The sequence below is a fragment of the Devosia sp. MC521 genome (assembly GCF_014127105.1).
Lineage (GTDB): Bacteria > Pseudomonadota > Alphaproteobacteria > Rhizobiales > Devosiaceae > Devosia.
In genome coordinates this window covers 2725993-2741885 of record NZ_CP059902.1, presented here as the reverse complement: position 1 = coordinate 2741885, position 15893 = coordinate 2725993, and the positions used below count along the sequence as shown (strand labels likewise).

Here is a 15893-nt window from a genome sequence, read left to right as displayed (position 1 = left end):
TTTTTATTGTCTGCTTGGGGTGTTAAGCGACCGAATTGAGATAAATATGGTCGTGCTGGGGAGCGCTGTCCCCGGGCTTGCGGGAGAGGTGGGCGAGAAACTCTTCAGCCCAATCACCGACATTGTGTTTGCGGGCGGCAGCCATGAGCGCCTCGTAGCGAGCACGCCGTTCCTCAAGCCCCATTTCGAGCGCAACGCGGATTGCCTCGGCACTTTCGTCGGTGTCGAAGGGATTGACCTGAAGCGCGGCTGGGAAGATTTCGGCCGCTCCGGCGAAGCGCGAGAGGATCAGTACGCCCGGGTCCTCGGGGTTTTGCGAGCCGATATATTCGTGCGCCACAAGATTCATGCCGTCGCGGAGGGGCGTGATCAGTCCGACGCGCGCGAGGCGATAAAGACCCGCCAGGCTTGGTTGACCATAGGCTCGTTTGACGTAGGTGAGCGGCTGCCAATCGGGCTCGGCAAACTTGCCCATCACCCGACCACAAACGGCATCCAAGGTTTCAGAAGTGGCTTGGTATTCCTTGATAGTGTCGCGCGAGGGGGGCGCGACCTGCAGGAAATGCACGCCGCGGCGGAAGCTCGCGTTGTGAGCCAGGAACTTTTCATAGGCTTCAACGCGCTGCGGCAGGCCTTTGGAATAATCGAGACGATCAACCCCGAGAATGAGCTGCTGATCGCCCAAGGAGCGGCGCATGCGCGTGATCATCTTTTGCGCAGCGGGGCTGACCGAGAGGCTTGCGAAAGCATCCGGATCAGAGCCGATGGGGAAAGCGACGATTTCGGTGCGGGAGAAATCTACATGGTGATTTGCGCTTGAGGCAAAGGTTGGCGGGGCTTGGTGCTCGGCGAACTCCATAAAGGCGGCAATGTCGCGCTTGGCCTGCATGCCGACAAGATCATAGTGCGAGAGATCGCGCATGAGATCGGTGTGATGGGGGATGGCATAGAGCGCATCCGGCGTCGGGAACGGGATGTGCAGGTAAAAGCCGATGCGATTGCGGACGCCAAGACGGCGCAATTCGGTGGCCAGCGGGATCAGGTGATAGTCGTGCACCCAGATGATGTCGTCGGGTCGTAAGAGTTTGGCGAGCGCGGCGGCGAACTGCGCATTGACGCGGCGATAGCCTTCGTACCAGTGGCTCTCGATGGTGGTGAGATCGAGCCGAAGGTGGAAACTGGGCCAGAGGATGGAATTGGCAAAGCCAGAGTAATAGGCCTGATGATCGTCGCGGGTCAGGTCGATCTGGGCGACCGACAGACCATCGACGTCTTGAATTTGCGCGGTGGGACTTGGGCTGTCGGTGAGCTTGCCAGACCAGCCGAACCAAAATCCCTGACGTTCGGCGAGTACTTTTTTGAGTGCGACTGCAAGACCGCCAGCGGCTGGGCCTTTGGCGGGGGTGCGATTGGAAACAATTACTATACGGCTCATAGGTCTTTCGGGTTTTTCTCGATCTAGGGATCGGAGCTTAAGGCTCCGATCAGTGGGTGATGGTCTCCGGCGTGGTGGTGTCTGTCTGTGCGGTTGCGCTGCGGCTAGCGATTTCGATGAGACCTTCGATCAGAGCATTGACGGAGGCGACATCGGCAATGCGCATGCGCGCGGCGGTATCACCAGGCCCAAGCTTGATGCCGATGCCGCCCAATTCCTGCGCGGCGCGGAAAGCATCTTCATCGGTCACATCATCGCCGATGAAGATCGGGGTGCGCCCAGCAAAAGGTGCTTCCTGCATAAAGGCGCGCAGGGCATTGCCCTTGTCGAAGCCGGCAGGGCGAGCTTCGAAAACCATTTTGCCCGGCACCATGGTGAAGATCGAATGGGCCGTGAGCACCTCGGTCATTGCCTCGCGGCACAGTTCTTCAAGCTCGGGTGCTTGGCGATAATGCAGGGCAACGGCGCCATCTTTCTCTTCGAGAATGAGGCCTTCGTTCTCCGCCACAATCGGGGCCAAGGCTTGCGCAATTTCGGAAGCGCCCTTGGTGTAGATTTCCAAGACTTCTTCAAAACTGCCATCGGCGCGACGGCGTTGCGCGCCATGAGCACCGGCTATGGGGAGATGCAGCTCGCCCAAATAGGTGTCGATGTCGGCGATTTCGCGCCCTGTGAGGATGGCAAAGGCGTGGTCGAATTCGTTGATCGCCCGCGCCAAACGCTCCGCCAGCTCGGTCGGAACATGAATAGCATCAGGGGTTTCGGCTAGCTCGACCAGCGTGCCATCGAAATCGGTAAATATAGCCAGGAGCGGTGAAGGGCTCCCGGAAAAAAGAGATGGATCGGACATCACGCTTTCCCACGAACAACTAATCAGTTGATGGGGGAACGTGACTCTTGATGAAAAGGTTCGAATATTAGCGAGAGATGATGAACTTGGTTAAGCGGCGGCGTTGCGGGACAGCTCGAGGAGAACCGCACCAGAAGTGCCAATGAGCTGCAGCACATCGTCTTGGCGAACATAGCCGACGATTTCGGCAAGGGCTGAAAAGAATGCCGCTTCCCGGCCCATAGTGGCGGCGTCGCAGGCCATGTTGGTGGTGCCACCGACACCGAAGCTGATCGCTGTTCCGGCGATTGTCGCGGTCGTGAAATAGCGATTGCAGCCACCTGTTCCGTAAACACGACCTTCATGATCAAAGCCAATTGAGGGCTTGCGCGGACCTTCAATGGCTTGTCCGTTGACCGACTGAACTGTCCAATCGGTATCAATAAGCGGGGACGTGGTTGGGGTCATGGCGTTGAAATTGAGAACCTGAGGCTCTTCGATAAGGGGCTGCACATCGCCAGCGCGATGCACAAAAATTGTCGTCTGCTTGGGAGAGGCAGGGTCGACAGCGATGGGATCATAGTTCTGGAAGACTACGGCACCACGGCTGAGGATTTTGGCCACAAGGCCATAGTGGTTCTCGGGCGCAGGCTGCTGATGCAGATTGAGCGAATAGGAGAGGGGAACCTGACCGCGATCTGGAATTGGAGCGGTGGCGCTGGCGATTTGCGTGCCGGTTGTCAGCTCGACGAGGGTAACGACAAGCTCAGCGGGAATGGGCAGGGCAATGCGCTCGCGATAGGTCACGTCGCCGGTTAGCGTGGTTGCTTGCGCCAAAGCGGGGGTGGCGAGCAAAACACTGCAAAGGGTGAGCATGATCCATGTGCGCATGAGCAACTCCATCACCGAACGGAAGAGAAGGCGAGGTAGCATTTCCGTTCGCCATCAGGGGTAAAGTATTTTTGCGGCGAGATTAAGCGTCCACAAGCCAGGGGTCATCAAAGAAATGTTCCTCGAGATTCCTGTCTAGTCCGCCGCGGTCAATGACGATGAAGCTTGCAGGCTTTTCGATGGGGCAAAGCACGCCATGCCAAGTGTTGATGGCGATGTTGACACCTTGCCCCGGAGCCGGACGGAAAGCACGGATGCGCACCGGCTTTTCGTCTTCGTTCTCCGCGACGATGACAAGCCATGAGGCGGCGCTCGTGGGGTAGAAGGCCTGGCTGCCCAAGGGGTGACGTTCGACCATATCGAGGCTGAGCGGCAGGGCGTAGGGCTGGCCAGCAAAGAGCGAAATCATGGGGCGGGGATCGGTGCCGCCCAGTTGGATCGTGGCCAGATCATGGTAGCGCTCGGTCATGCCACGATTGATGGTGAAGTGGTTTGAGCCCTCGGTCTGGATCACCTGACCGAAGGGGGCAAAGGCTTCTGCGGTGAGAGGCTCGATGCGAAGTGTGCGATCGTTCATGATCAAAACGGCAGCTTGGCGTGACGGTTGACGTCTTTGTAGAGCAGATAGCGGAAGCGTTCCGGGCCCGTGTAGCAAGCCTGCGGGCAGAAAGCTCGGAGCCACATGAAATCGCCGGGTTCGACTTCGACCCAGTCGCGATTGAGGCGATAGACGGCCTTGCCTTCGAGGACGTAAAGGCCGTGCTCCATGACATGGGTTTCCTCGAACGGAATGACAGCTCCGGGCTCGAGAGTGACGATGTTGACATGCATGTCGTGGCGCAGATCAATCGGTTCGACGAACCGTGTCGTACCCCAGCGGTCGTTTGAGCCGGGCATCCAGCGGATAGGTTCGACCTTGTCTGAGGTGACGAAGGCCTCCGGCACCTCGACGCCATCGACGCGTTCGTATTTTTTGCGGATCCAATGGAAGCGACAGAACTCGGTGCCGTTGTTGACGGCGGTCCAGTTGCAGCCAGGAGGCAGGAAGGCGTAGCCGCCTTCGGTGAGGGTATGCTCACTGCCCTCGATGGTGAGGGTGATCTCGCCAGCGACAACGAAGATGACGCCTTCGGCCTCTGGATTGCCCTCAGGCTTATCGCTGCCGCCCTGCGGGGCAACTTCCATAATGTATTGCGAGAAGGTCTCGGCAAAGCCGCTTAACGGGCGGGCGATGGCCCAAAGGCGGGTGAGACGCCAATGGGGGAGATAGGAGATGACGATGTCGCGCATCGTCCCATGCGGAAGCACGGCATAGGCCTCGGTGAAAACCGCGCGCTGGGTGTGAAGCGCCATTTGACTGGGTAGGCCTGCAGGGGGTGATGCGTAATGTGATGACATCTCGGGCTCGGGCAAAAATTCGGACAAAGGGCAGGGCGCGGCTTAGGGCAAGACGGCGCTGAGACGAAGGAGGGCGATGCGCTCGACCTGACGGCAGGCGGTGGTGAACTCCTGCTCGGCGGAATTTGCGAGCCGGGTTTCGAAGTTCGCCAAGATCGACGCCTTAGTGTGGTCGCGCACGGCGATGATGAAGGGGAAACCGAATTTGTCGACATAAGCGGTGTTGAGGCGCGTGAAGGTTTCGCGCTCTTGGTCGGTGAGAGCGTCGAGACCGGCGGACTTTTGTTCGGCAGTGCTTTCGGCCGTGAGGCGCTTGGCAGCGGCGAGCTTGCCCGCGAGATCAGGGTGGGCGCGCAGAACGCCCATGCGCTCGTCGTCTGTTGCCATGCGGAATTGACTGCGTAGGGTGAAGTGGAGGCCCTGAGCGGTGTCATTGGCGGGACCTAATTCACCATCCCAAGCGCGCTCGGCGATCCACGGCGAATGCTCAAAGATCGAGCCGTAGCGGGAAATGAAATCGTCGCGGTCGAGCGTGCTGGGGAGCACGTCCTGTGCAATGAAGGGGTGTTCCTTGGCCCAGTGCTCGGCGATTTGAAGGCGGGTGGGGACCCAGACGTTGTCGAAGGTTTTGATGTAATCAACGAACTTCTTGAGGCCCTGAAAGCGCCCCGGCTGACCGACGAGGCGGCAGTGGAGGCCAATGGACATCATCTTGGGGCTACCTGCCTGACCTTCGGCATAAAGGCAGTCAAAGCTGTCTTTGAGGAAGGTGAAGAACTCGTCGCCCGTGTCAAAGCCCGGGGGCGTGACAAAGCGCATGTCATTGGCCGAGAGCGTATAGGGGATGATCAGCTGTGGGCGATCGCCGTGAAGCCGCCAATAGGGCAGGTCGTCGTCATAGGTGTCGGAGATATAGGCCATTGAGCCTGTTTCAGTGACAAGATCGACGGTGTTGAGACTGGAGCGGCCCGTGTACCAGCCTTGCGGCGGGATGCCCGTGGCGACGGTGTGGAGACGAATGGCTTCCGCGATCTGGCGGCGCTCTTCAGCGGGGGGCATGTCCTTATGCTGGACCCATTTGAGACCGTGGCTGGCGATTTCCCAACCTGCGTCGAGCATGGCCTGAACCTGCGCTGGCGCACGCATGAGCGCGGTGGCGACGCCATAGACGGTGACAGGGAGACCGGCCTGCGTGAAGAGGCGATGAAGGCGCCAGAAGCCAGCGCGCGAGCCATATTCATACATGCTCTCGACATTGGCATGGCGTTGGTCTGGCCAAGGCTGCGCGCCCAGAACGTCGACGAGGAAGGCTTCCGACGCGCCATCGCCGTGCAGAATATTGTTTTCGCCGCCCTCTTCATAATTGAGGACAAACTGCACCGCGACATGCGCACCACCGGGCCAATTGGCATTGGGGGGATTGGCGCCATAACCGTGCATATTGCGTGGGTAGCGAAGCATCTGCGGTATCCATCAGCGTCGAATAATTCTGCGTGATGGTAGGAGCAGGTTTGCACTTAGGCTAGCGGGTTTAAGTGCAAAATCTTTCGGTGAAGCGCGTTTCTTTCGCGAGTTATCAACAATGCCTATTTTGCACTCTGCTTGTTCAAAGAAGCGGCGGCGCGGATGAGGTCTTTAAATCCGTCGTGATCTATCGATCCGCCTTCGGTGAAGTCGATGGCGCGGCGGGCATTGCCCTCCAGACTGGCGTTAAAGATACCAGAGGGGTCGGGCAGCGATGCGCCCTTGGGGAAGGTGGTCTTTACGGCGGCTTTATAGGCCTCGCCGGTGCACAAAATGCCATTGTGAGACCAGACTGGCTGACCCCATTTCCACTCTTCAATGACGTCGGGCAGCGCTTCGTGGATGAGCTTGCGCAAGAGGGCGAGGGTTTCGCCGCGCCAACCGGGCAGGTCGGCGATGCGCTGGTCAATCAGTTGGGAGGGCGTCGCGCCGGTGGCGAGGTCGGCCTTGCTGTTGCGGGGGAAAGCCATGGCTACATTTTCTCGCCGGGGAGTTGAGCGGCGGCCTTTATCCACGCGGAGAACTGGGCGTGATCAAAGCCCGCCTCGGTGACATGGAGATAGCGCACGTCTGGATTCTTGGACGGCTCTGGTGGCGCTGGCACGAGCTGCCCGCCATTGAAGAAGCCGACCTTGAGGTAGTTTTTCATGGCATAGAAGGAGGTGAAATAGTGGTGCTCGGTGACAGCATACATCGGCGAGTTCCACTTCACGGCTTTGAGCACATTGGGAACAGCCGCGGTGATCAGGCTATCGATGATTTTGGCTTCGCGTTGCTGCCAACCGGTGAGGGCGGCGATGTAGTTCTGCACCACCTCATCGCCATAGCCTTTGGCGATTTGAGGATTGCCACCACTGAGGCGGGTGACGCCATCAGCATCGGGTTTAAGGTCTGATATTTTAGGGTTCATAGCCACGGGCGCTCCTCGCAAAGCCTTGATCGTGCATGGTGTCCTGAGGGGGAGTGTGGCACCTGTCTAAGGCGGGGTGAAGGCTAAAAATTAGGCAGGCAAATATGTCTGGGTAACTTCTGGCTTTCCTGTGTGAAATTGGGCTAGCCGCAAGATTGCTAAATGCTATGGTCTTGGGGGGACGACGAATAGGAGTAGCAACATGGCAGGCGGACGCCTCACGACCCATGTTCTCGATACAATGCATGGTACGCCGGCGCGGGGTATGCGCCTTGAACTTCACTATGTTCATGGCGACCACACGCATCATCTGGTTGATAGCTACACCAATTCTGACGGTCGCGTAGATCAGCCCCTGTTGGACGATGAGTTCCAGCACGGCGAATATGAAATCCGCTTCCACGTGGGGCAGTTTTTCGAGCGTATTGGCGTTGAGATTGAAACGCCGTTCCTTGATGTCGTGCCGATCCGTTTTACCATTTCTGAAGACAAGCACTACCATGTGCCGCTGCTTGTCAGCCCATTTGCGTATTCGACCTACCGCGGGAGTTGAGCCTTGGTAGACGTGACCAACGCCATTCGCTTTTTGCTCAATGGTGAAGATATTGCCCTGACGGATGTGGCGCCTGATCAGACGCTGCTCGACTGGTTGCGCCTAGAGCGCCGACTGCGCGGCTCGAAAGAGGGCTGTGCTGAGGGCGATTGCGGTGCCTGTACGGTATTGGTTGGTCGCGTTTTTGGCGATGAAGTCATTTATGACAGCGTAACAGCGTGCATTCGACTGCTAGGGAGCCTGAACGGCTGTCACGTCGTCACCGTTGAGCATTTGCGCGGGGAGAATGGCCAACTCCATCCGGTGCAGCAGGCGATGGTGGATCAGCACGGGAGCCAGTGTGGTTTCTGTACGCCGGGGTTTGTCATGAGCCTTTATGGCTTGTGGATGCGGAACCCGCACCCAACGCGCTCGGCCATCGAGAAGGCATTGCAGGGCAATCTTTGTCGTTGCACCGGCTATGCGCCGATCATTCGCGCGGCCGAGGCGATTTCGAGCTATGGATTGCCACAGGGCGATGTGCTGTGGGCGGAGCGGATTGCGGTCAAGGATAGGCTGATCGCGTTGAGCCAGACAGGGCGCGTCGAGATTGGCGCTGGTGAAAACCGCATTATCATTCCCGCAAGCCTGGATGATCTGGCGCACCTTTATGCAAAGTATCCGGAAGCGCGGATCGTCGCCGGTTCGACGGACGTTGGGCTGTGGGTGACCAAGTTCATGCGTCGCATTGGGCCGGTGATTTTTATCAATCATCTGCAAGAGCTGAAGGCCGTTACGGTCTCGGACGCGGCCGTGAATTTTATGGCGGGTGTGACCTATTCGGAAGCGCTGCCCACGATCGAAGAGCATTTCCCGCAATTGCGTGAGCTTTGGAGCCGCTTTGCCGGGGAACAGGTGCGTAATATGGGTACGCTGGGCGGCAATATCGCTAATGGCTCGCCTATTGGCGACACCCCGCCGACCTTTATCGCACTAGGCGCGCGATTGACGCTGCGCAAAGGCAATGAGCGGCGCGAAATGGCGCTTGAGGATTACTTCGTTGCCTATGGCAAGCAGGATCGTGGGCCGGGTGAGTTTGTCGAAAGCCTCTTTGTACCAAGGCTGCCTGCGGGTGAACACTACGCCGTCTACAAGGTTGCTAAGCGCAAGGAAGAGGATATTTCATCGCTGTGCGGGGCCTTCCGCGTGGGGACCGACAATGGTGTGGTGACCTCGGTGCGCATCGCTTTTGGCGGCATGGCGGCGACGCCAAAGCGCGCCGCGGTGGTGGAAGCAGCGCTGATGGGCAAGGCCTGGTCGGAAGAAACGATTGAGGCGGTGCTGCCGCTGTTCGGCGAGGATTATCAGCCCATTAGCGATATGCGCGCGTCGGCGGACTATCGTCTGCTGGCCGCCAAGAACCTGCTCCGTCGGTTCTACATGGAGACTGAAGGCACCGCAGAGCGGTTGAGCCGTGAGGTAGCATGATGAATAAGCATTCTTCCGAAATTTCATTGGCTGTGCTGCATGCCAATACCCGCCATGACAGCGGCCCCAAGCACGTGACCGGATCGGCAGAATATATCGACGATATGATTGAGCCAGTGGGCACGATGCACGCCTATTTGGGCCTGTCGAACCGCGCCCATGCCACGATCAAGTCGATTGATCTCGATGCCGTTCGCGCGGCGCCCGGCGTTATCGGCGTGCTGACCGCAGAGGATATTCCGGGCGAGAATGACGTCTCGCCGAGCCATAAGCATGACGAACCCATTTTCGCGGTTGGTAAGGTGCATTTCTGGGGCCAGCCGATGTTTGCGGTGGTGGCAGACACGCGCGACGCCGCGCGCCGCGCAGCACAGCTGGTCAAGATTGACTACGAAGACCTGCCGCATGCGCTCGATGTACGCGCGGCGCAGGGCGCGGGCGGAAAGCTCGTGACCGAACCGCTCAAACTGGAACGGGGAGATGTCGAAGCGGGCCTCGCCAGCGCGCCGCGTCGCGTTCAAGGGGCAATTACGATCGGCGGGCAGGATCACTTCTATCTCGAAGGGCAGATTGCACTCGCCATTCCGGGCGAAGACGAGGACGTGACCATCCACGCCTCGACCCAGCACCCGAGCGAAGTGCAATTGATGGTGGCGCAGGTTTTGGCCATTCGCCACCATGCTGTGACCATCAATATCCGCCGTATGGGCGGTGGCTTTGGTGGCAAGGAAACGCAGGGCAATCTCTTTGCTGCTGTCGCCGCGCTGGCGGCGAAGAAGTGGAACCGCGCTTGTAAAATCCGTCCGGATCGGGACGACGATATGCAGGCGACGGGCAAGCGCCATGACTTCGTGGTCGATTATGACGTTGGCTATGATGAGACCGGCAAAATTCTTGCCGTTGATGCAAACTATGCTGCGCGCGCGGGGTTTTCATCCGATCTTTCGGGGCCAGTAACAGACCGCGCGCTGTTCCATGCGGATAATGCCTATTGGTATCCGGCGGTGCGTCTGCGGTCGCAGCCGCTTTATACCAATACTGTCTCGAACACCGCGTTTCGTGGCTTTGGTGGGCCGCAGGGCATGTTGGCGGCGGAGCGCTGGGTAGAAGACATCGCCTATGCGCTGGGCAAAGATCCGCTCGATATTCGCAAGGCCAATTTCTACGGCACGGACACCGACAATATTACGCCCTACCATCAAACGGTGACGGACAATGTCGTTGACCGCGTGGTGGCAGAGCTGGAAGCCAGCGCGGATTATCAGGCGCGCCGCCGCGCGGTGATCGCCTTCAACAAGACCAGCAGAGTGCTCAAGAAGGGCATTGCGCTGACCCCGGTGAAGTTCGGAATTTCGTTCACGGCGACCTGGTACAATCAGGCTGGTGCCTTGGTGCATGTCTATAAAGATGGCTCGGTCCATCTTTCACATGGCGGCACGGAAATGGGGCAGGGGCTGCACACCAAGGTGGCGCAGGTGGTTGCCGATGCCTTTGGCATCAATCTCGACACCGTCAAGATCATGGCGACTTCCACGGGGAAGGTTCCCAATACCTCGGCGACGGCTGCGTCTTCAGGCACTGACCTTAATGGTATGGCGGCGCTCAATGCGTGTGATCAGATCAAGGCTCGGCTGGTCGCCCATGGGGCCGCTCTTCACAAGGTTTCAGAGAGCGAGTGCTCGTGGGTGCAGGGTGGACTGCAGGCAGGGCCCACCTTTGTGCCGTTTGGGGAGCTGGTGGCTTCGGCCTATCTGAATCGCGTTCAGCTTTCGGCAGCGGGATTTTACAAGACCCCGGATATCAATTGGGATCGTGCGGCGGGCCGTGGTCGACCGTTCTACTACTATGCCTATGGGGCATCGGTGAGCGAGGTCACCATCGACACACTGACGGGTGAATATACCGTCGACCGAGTCGATATTTTGCACGATGTCGGCAAGTCGCTGAACCCCGTTATCGACGTTGGACAGGTCGAAGGCGGCTTCATTCAGGGCATGGGATGGCTCACCAGCGAAGAATTAGTGTGGGATTCTAAGGGACAGCTCCGGACTCACGCCCCTTCCACCTACAAAATCCCTTTGGCTTCTGATATCCCGCCGGTCTTCAACGTGAAGCTGGCGGAGTGGTCGGTGAACAAAGAACCGACCATAGGTCGATCCAAAGCGGTCGGTGAGCCGCCCTTTATGCTGGCCATGAGTGTGGCTGAAGCATTGGGCATGGCTGTGGCCAGCGTGGCCGATTATAGAATCGCGCCGCGCCTTGATACGCCGATTACGCCCGAGCGCGTGTTGATGGGCGTAGAGCGACTCCAAGCGGAGACGCGCGCGTGAAAAACTCGGTGGGCGCAAAGTCTGGTGTCCCACCGTACCTCCCCCAAATTGGGGGAGGGGAACTGACCGGCCGCGCCTACGGGGGAGAATCATGACCCCTCAAGCCCTCAGCGCATTTTTCGCCGAAAATCCCGACGCCATATTGTGCGAAATCACGCATGTGAAAGGCTCCTCGCCGCGCGCGGAAGGCACTTTCATGGTGGTGGGCGCGACACTCGCGCTTGGGACTATAGGTGGCGGTGCCCTTGAATATATGGTTATTGACCACGCGCGCCGGCTGATCACAGCAGGGCGCGCGCATGAGGTCATGGACGTGCCTTTGGGGCCTGAAATCGGCCAGTGTTGTGGCGGGCGTGTTCGTGTCGATCTTTCTTTTGTTACCGACACGATGCGGACCGAGCTTGTGGCGCGGTGCGAGGCCGATCTGGCGCGACGTCCGAGCGTTTTCATTTTTGGCGCGGGCCATGTTGGCCGTGTCTTGGCGCAAATTCTCTCGCTTATGCCAGTGAGGCTTGAGGTGATTGATACGCGCAAAGAGGAGCTGGCTGCACTTGCGCCTCAAATCGCTTCTCGACTTGTCGCTATGCCCGAGATGATTGTGCGCCAAGCGCCTGCGGGCAGCAGCTTTGTGATCGTCACGCATGATCACGCTTTAGATTTTCTCATTGCATATGAAGCATTGTCGCGACGTGACACTGCCTATGTTGGAATGGTCGGCTCACAAACGAAAAGAGCAAAGTTCACGAGCTGGTATCGTGACCAAGGGGGTGACGCATTGGCGTTGAACAAGCTCATTTTACCTATCGGCGCGCAGGGCCTTGGCGACAAACGCCCCGCCGTTATAGCGGCCTTCGCCGCAGCTGAAATTATGGCACATGTTGGAAGTCAGGGCATTTGTGCACGTGACAATTCCTCCTTTGAACAAACGGGAGTGGCGCGTGGTTTCTGACCTGCCCAATCGGCTCGAACTGAGCGGTATCACCAAGCAATTCCCAGGCGTTCTGGCCAACGACAATGTGTCGTTTTCGGTCAAGCCAGGGGAAATTCACGCGCTTCTCGGTGAGAACGGGGCGGGTAAGTCCACCCTCGTGAAAATGATTTATGGCATCATGCAGCCCAATGCTGGCGAGATCCGCTGGAATGGGGTTCCCACTGTCGTGCAGAGCCCTAAGGCCGCGCGCAAACTGGGCATCGGCATGGTGTTCCAGCACTTCTCGCTGTTTGAAGCGCTGACCGTTCTCGAAAATATCGCGCTCGGCATGGATGCGAAGATACCGCAGCGTGAGCTCGAAGAGCGGACGCGGCAGATCATGCAGACCTATGGGCTGACGCTTGATCCGCACCGTACCGTTGCAACGCTTTCGGTGGGCGAACGCCAGCGTATCGAAATCGTGCGCGCGCTGCTGCTCAATCCAAAACTGCTGATTATGGATGAGCCGACTTCGGTTTTGACGCCGCAGGAAGTGGAGCAGCTGTTCACCGTGCTGCGCCAGTTGGCGAGCGAAGGCTGCTCGATCCTTTATATCTCGCACAAGCTGCATGAGATTAAGGCGCTGTGTGACACAGCGACTATTCTGCGCGGCGGCAAGCTCGTGGATACGTGTGATCCCAAGGTCGAGACCTCGCGCTCGATGGCCGAGAAGATGATCGGGGCCGGGCTAAAGGATATCAACAAGGGTGAAGGGCGCAGCTTTGGCGAGCCTAAGCTCGTGGTGAACGGCCTTTCGACCAAGAAGACGGGCGACTTCGATGTGCCCGTCAACAACATCTCATTTACTGTGCATGCTGGTGAAATTCTGGGCATTGCGGGCGTGGCCGGCAATGGGCAGAACGCGCTCTTGGACGCGCTATCGGGCGAGTTGCTCGGCGAAGACCGCGACGCCATCAGCCTTGATGGACGCAGCATTGGCTTGCAGCACCCAACCGACCGTCGCCGGTCGGGGATTTCGGCGGTGCCGGAAGAGCGCAATGGTCACGCGGCGGTTGGTGATTTCTCGCTCTCGGACAATTCGGTGCTCACGGCGCGTGATCGTATCGGCATGGTTATGCTGGGGCTGATCAATTTCGGCACGGCCAAGAAATACACCGACAAGGTGATCGCGGGTTTCTCGGTGAAGGCCATCGGCTCGCAGTCGACCGCGAGTTCGCTCTCGGGCGGGAATTTGCAGAAGTACATTATGGGCCGCGAAATCATGCAGAGCCCCAAGGTTCTGGTGGTGAGCCAGCCAACTTGGGGCGTGGATGCGGGCGCGGCAGCGGCGATCCATCAGGCTTTGGTCGATCTGGCCGCGTCGGGCTCGGCCATTGTCGTGATCAGCCAGGACCTTGATGAGTTGCTGGCCCTTTCCGACAGCCTTGCGGTAATCAATATGGGGTCGCTCTCTGAAGTGCGGCCGGTGAAGGACTTTAGCGTGGAAGAGATCGGTCTGCTTATGGGCGGTGTGCATGGCGAGGCGGGAGCAGCATGATGCAGTTTCGTCTCGAAAAGCGCGCTGAACCATCCAAGTTCATGCTCTATGCAACGCCGATTGCGGCTGTTGCTCTGACCATGCTGGTGGGCGTGATCCTGTTTTCGGCCATTGGTTACAATGGCTTTGCGGCGGTTGGGGAGATTTTCCTTACCCCACTGACCAATCCCTACAAGTGGCAGGAATTGGGCGTTAAAGCTGCGCCGTTGATTATTATCGGTGTTGGTCTGTCGATCGCTTATCGGGCCAATGTCTGGAACATTGGTGCTGAGGGCCAGTACATCGTTGGTGCTTTGGCTGCGACCTGGGTGGCGCTGGCCACGCACGGGCAGGGTGGCTTCTGGATTTTGCCGCTGATGGCGGTGGCAGGGGCGATTGCGGGCATGGCCTATGCGGCGATCCCGGCGTTTCTCAAGACCAAGCTCAACGTCAATGAAATTCTCACCAGTTTGATGCTGACCTATGCGTCCGTACAGCTGATTTTCTTCCTCATTCGTGGTCCCTGGAAGGACCCAATGGGCATTGGTTTCCCGCAGTCGCGTCGCTTTGACGTGGCGGCGCGCTTGCCAAACCTGACGGTCGAAAATTTTGGCTTCCTCGGTGACGGCGCATTGATCCTCAAGGGGCTCGTGGAACGCGTGCACTATGGCGTGCCGCTGGCGATTTTCATTGCACTGGTCGTGTGGTTCATCATGACCCGTACCGTGTTTGGTTATCGTATGCGCGTTGTTGGTGCGGCGCCGCACGCAGCGCGTTACGGCGGCTTTTCGCAGAACAAAACCATCTGGATGGCCATGCTGGTGAGCGGCGGTTTGGCGGGTCTGGCGGGGATGCTGGAAGTGGCTGGCCCGTTCCAGCGCATGGTGCCGGGCTTTGCCACCAACTACGGCTTTACGGCCATCATCGTGGCCTTCCTCGGACGGCTTAATCCACTTGGCGTAATATTTGCAGGTTTCGTGTTGGCGATCACATTCGTTGGTGGGCAGATTGCTCAGACAACCATGGGTCTTCCGGATGAAACGACAGGTATCTTCCAGGCGCTAATGATGTTCCTGCTGTTGGCTGGTGACATTTTGATCAAATATCGCATTCGGCGCGTTCAGCCTGATGCCCGCGTGGGAGCTGCATAATGGATCTTACCATTGCGATCATCGTGACCGTCGTCGGCGCGTCCACTCCTATTCTGATTGCCGCTTTGGGCGAACTGGTCGTTGAACGGGCAGGGGTGTTGAACCTCGGCGTTGAAGGCATGATGCTGATTGGCGCTGTCGTCGGCTTCATCGTTCAGTTCCATACCGGTCAGCCCCTGCTGGCTCTTCTGGCAGCGGCCGTTGCTGGTGTTCTCTCGTCTCTGATCTTTGGTTTCCTGACGCTCTCGCTTTCGGCCAATCAGACAGCGACCGGGCTGGCACTGACGATTTTCGGGACAGGGTTTTCGGCTCTCATTGGGGCCAACTACTCTGCTCGTCCGGTCCCGCTTATGGACTCGGTCTTGCCCGAAACCATCGCGGACCATCCCATTGCGCGCGTGCTGCTGGGCTATTCGCTGCCGGTTTACTTCGCGTTCTTCATGGTGTTTGCCGTTTGGTTCTTCCTCAAGAAGACCCGTTCGGGCCTGATCTTGCGCGCTGTCGGCGAGAACGACCATTCGGCGCACTCGATTGGCTATTCGGTATTGGGTGTCCGCTACCTCGCGATCATGTTTGGTGGCGCTATGGCAGGGATCGCCGGTGCGTGCTTCCCGCTGCTGCTGACGCCACAATGGGCCGAAGGCATGACGGCGGGCCGTGGCTGGATTGCCGTGGCGCTGGTGGTGTTCGCCTCGTGGCGCCCAATGCGCCTGTTGTTCGGCGCTTATCTCTTTGGTCTGGTGATGACCATGGAAGTGTACATCAAGGCGGGTGGCGGTCTTTTCTCCGCTATACCTGCTGAATTGTGGGCAGCCTTGCCCTATCTCGCAACGATCGTCGTGCTGGTGCTAATTTCGCTGAAGCGCGACGCGTCAACTAATGCTCCGGCCTGCCTTGGCAGGCCGTTCATGCCGGGTAATTGAGGCGGCGCCAACGAACGCCTCAATTCATAAAAATG

General features: G+C 58.5%; 15 protein-coding genes. 7 read left to right on the top strand and 8 right to left on the bottom strand.

The features are described 5' to 3' along the window. Positions 1–22: 22 nt before the first annotated feature. The 8 genes from H4N61_RS13165 to H4N61_RS13130 form a co-directional block, all read right to left on the bottom strand. On the bottom strand, positions 23–1435 hold the full coding sequence (locus H4N61_RS13165) for a trehalose-6-phosphate synthase (RefSeq protein WP_182394218.1): 1413 nt from the start codon (positions 1433–1435) through the stop codon (positions 23–25). A 49-nt stretch (positions 1436–1484) separates the two neighbouring features. Next, the gene (gene otsB, locus H4N61_RS13160) at positions 1485–2285 is read right to left on the bottom strand and encodes a trehalose-phosphatase (RefSeq protein WP_182394217.1); all 801 of its coding nucleotides are present in this window, start codon (positions 2283–2285) and stop codon (positions 1485–1487) included. Between the two features lie 90 nt (positions 2286–2375). Continuing rightward, positions 2376–3197, bottom strand: a complete 822-nt coding sequence (locus H4N61_RS13155) for an META domain-containing protein (protein ID WP_182394216.1) — start codon at positions 3195–3197, stop codon at positions 2376–2378. 40 nt (positions 3198–3237) lie between these two features. Beyond that, positions 3238–3732, bottom strand: a complete 495-nt coding sequence (locus H4N61_RS13150) for an ureidoglycolate lyase (RefSeq protein ID WP_182394215.1) — start codon at positions 3730–3732, stop codon at positions 3238–3240. A gap of 2 nt (positions 3733–3734) precedes the next feature. Next, positions 3735–4553: a bifunctional allantoicase/(S)-ureidoglycine aminohydrolase gene (locus tag H4N61_RS13145; RefSeq protein WP_182394214.1), complete on the bottom strand. Its 819-nt coding sequence runs from the start codon at positions 4551–4553 to the stop codon at positions 3735–3737. 42 nt (positions 4554–4595) lie between these two features. Then, the gene (gene puuE, locus H4N61_RS13140) at positions 4596–6014 is read right to left on the bottom strand and encodes an allantoinase PuuE (RefSeq protein ID WP_169195704.1); all 1419 of its coding nucleotides are present in this window, start codon (positions 6012–6014) and stop codon (positions 4596–4598) included. 125 nt (positions 6015–6139) lie between these two features. Further along, the gene (locus H4N61_RS13135) at positions 6140–6547 is read right to left on the bottom strand and encodes a DUF1801 domain-containing protein (protein WP_169195703.1); all 408 of its coding nucleotides are present in this window, start codon (positions 6545–6547) and stop codon (positions 6140–6142) included. Positions 6548–6549: 2 nt separating this feature from the next. Then, positions 6550–6987, bottom strand: coding sequence for a DUF1801 domain-containing protein (locus H4N61_RS13130; protein WP_182394213.1), 438 nt, complete (start codon positions 6985–6987; stop codon positions 6550–6552). A gap of 202 nt (positions 6988–7189) precedes the next feature. On the opposite strand from H4N61_RS13130, the gene uraH reads away from it, so the two are divergent. The 7 genes from uraH to H4N61_RS13095 all read left to right on the top strand — a co-directional run bounded on the left by uraH (position 7190) and on the right by H4N61_RS13095 (position 15858). Then, positions 7190–7540, top strand: a complete 351-nt coding sequence (uraH, locus tag H4N61_RS13125; RefSeq protein ID WP_182394212.1) for a hydroxyisourate hydrolase — start codon at positions 7190–7192, stop codon at positions 7538–7540. Between the two features lie 3 nt (positions 7541–7543). After that, positions 7544–9007: a xanthine dehydrogenase small subunit gene (xdhA, locus tag H4N61_RS13120; RefSeq protein ID WP_182394211.1), complete on the top strand. Its 1464-nt coding sequence runs from the start codon at positions 7544–7546 to the stop codon at positions 9005–9007. Beyond that, positions 9007–11337, top strand: a complete 2331-nt coding sequence (gene xdhB / locus H4N61_RS13115) for a xanthine dehydrogenase molybdopterin binding subunit (RefSeq protein ID WP_169195699.1) — start codon at positions 9007–9009, stop codon at positions 11335–11337. The genes xdhA and xdhB overlap by 1 nt, the downstream gene beginning before the upstream one ends. Before the next feature lie 91 nt (positions 11338–11428). Beyond that, positions 11429–12286 carry a xanthine dehydrogenase accessory protein XdhC gene (gene xdhC, locus H4N61_RS13110; RefSeq protein ID WP_169195698.1) on the top strand — a complete coding sequence of 286 codons (858 nt, stop codon included), beginning with the start codon at positions 11429–11431 and terminating at the stop codon, positions 12284–12286. Continuing rightward, positions 12276–13805, top strand: coding sequence for an ABC transporter ATP-binding protein (locus tag H4N61_RS13105; protein ID WP_248306522.1), 1530 nt, complete (start codon positions 12276–12278; stop codon positions 13803–13805). Before xdhC ends, H4N61_RS13105 begins: the two co-directional genes overlap by 11 nt. Next, positions 13802–14935, top strand: a complete 1134-nt coding sequence (locus H4N61_RS13100; protein WP_248306521.1) for an ABC transporter permease — start codon at positions 13802–13804, stop codon at positions 14933–14935. The genes H4N61_RS13105 and H4N61_RS13100 overlap by 4 nt, the downstream gene beginning before the upstream one ends. Next, the gene (locus H4N61_RS13095) at positions 14935–15858 is read left to right on the top strand and encodes an ABC transporter permease (protein WP_169195696.1); all 924 of its coding nucleotides are present in this window, start codon (positions 14935–14937) and stop codon (positions 15856–15858) included. The genes H4N61_RS13100 and H4N61_RS13095 overlap by 1 nt, the downstream gene beginning before the upstream one ends. Positions 15859–15893 lie beyond the last annotated feature (35 nt).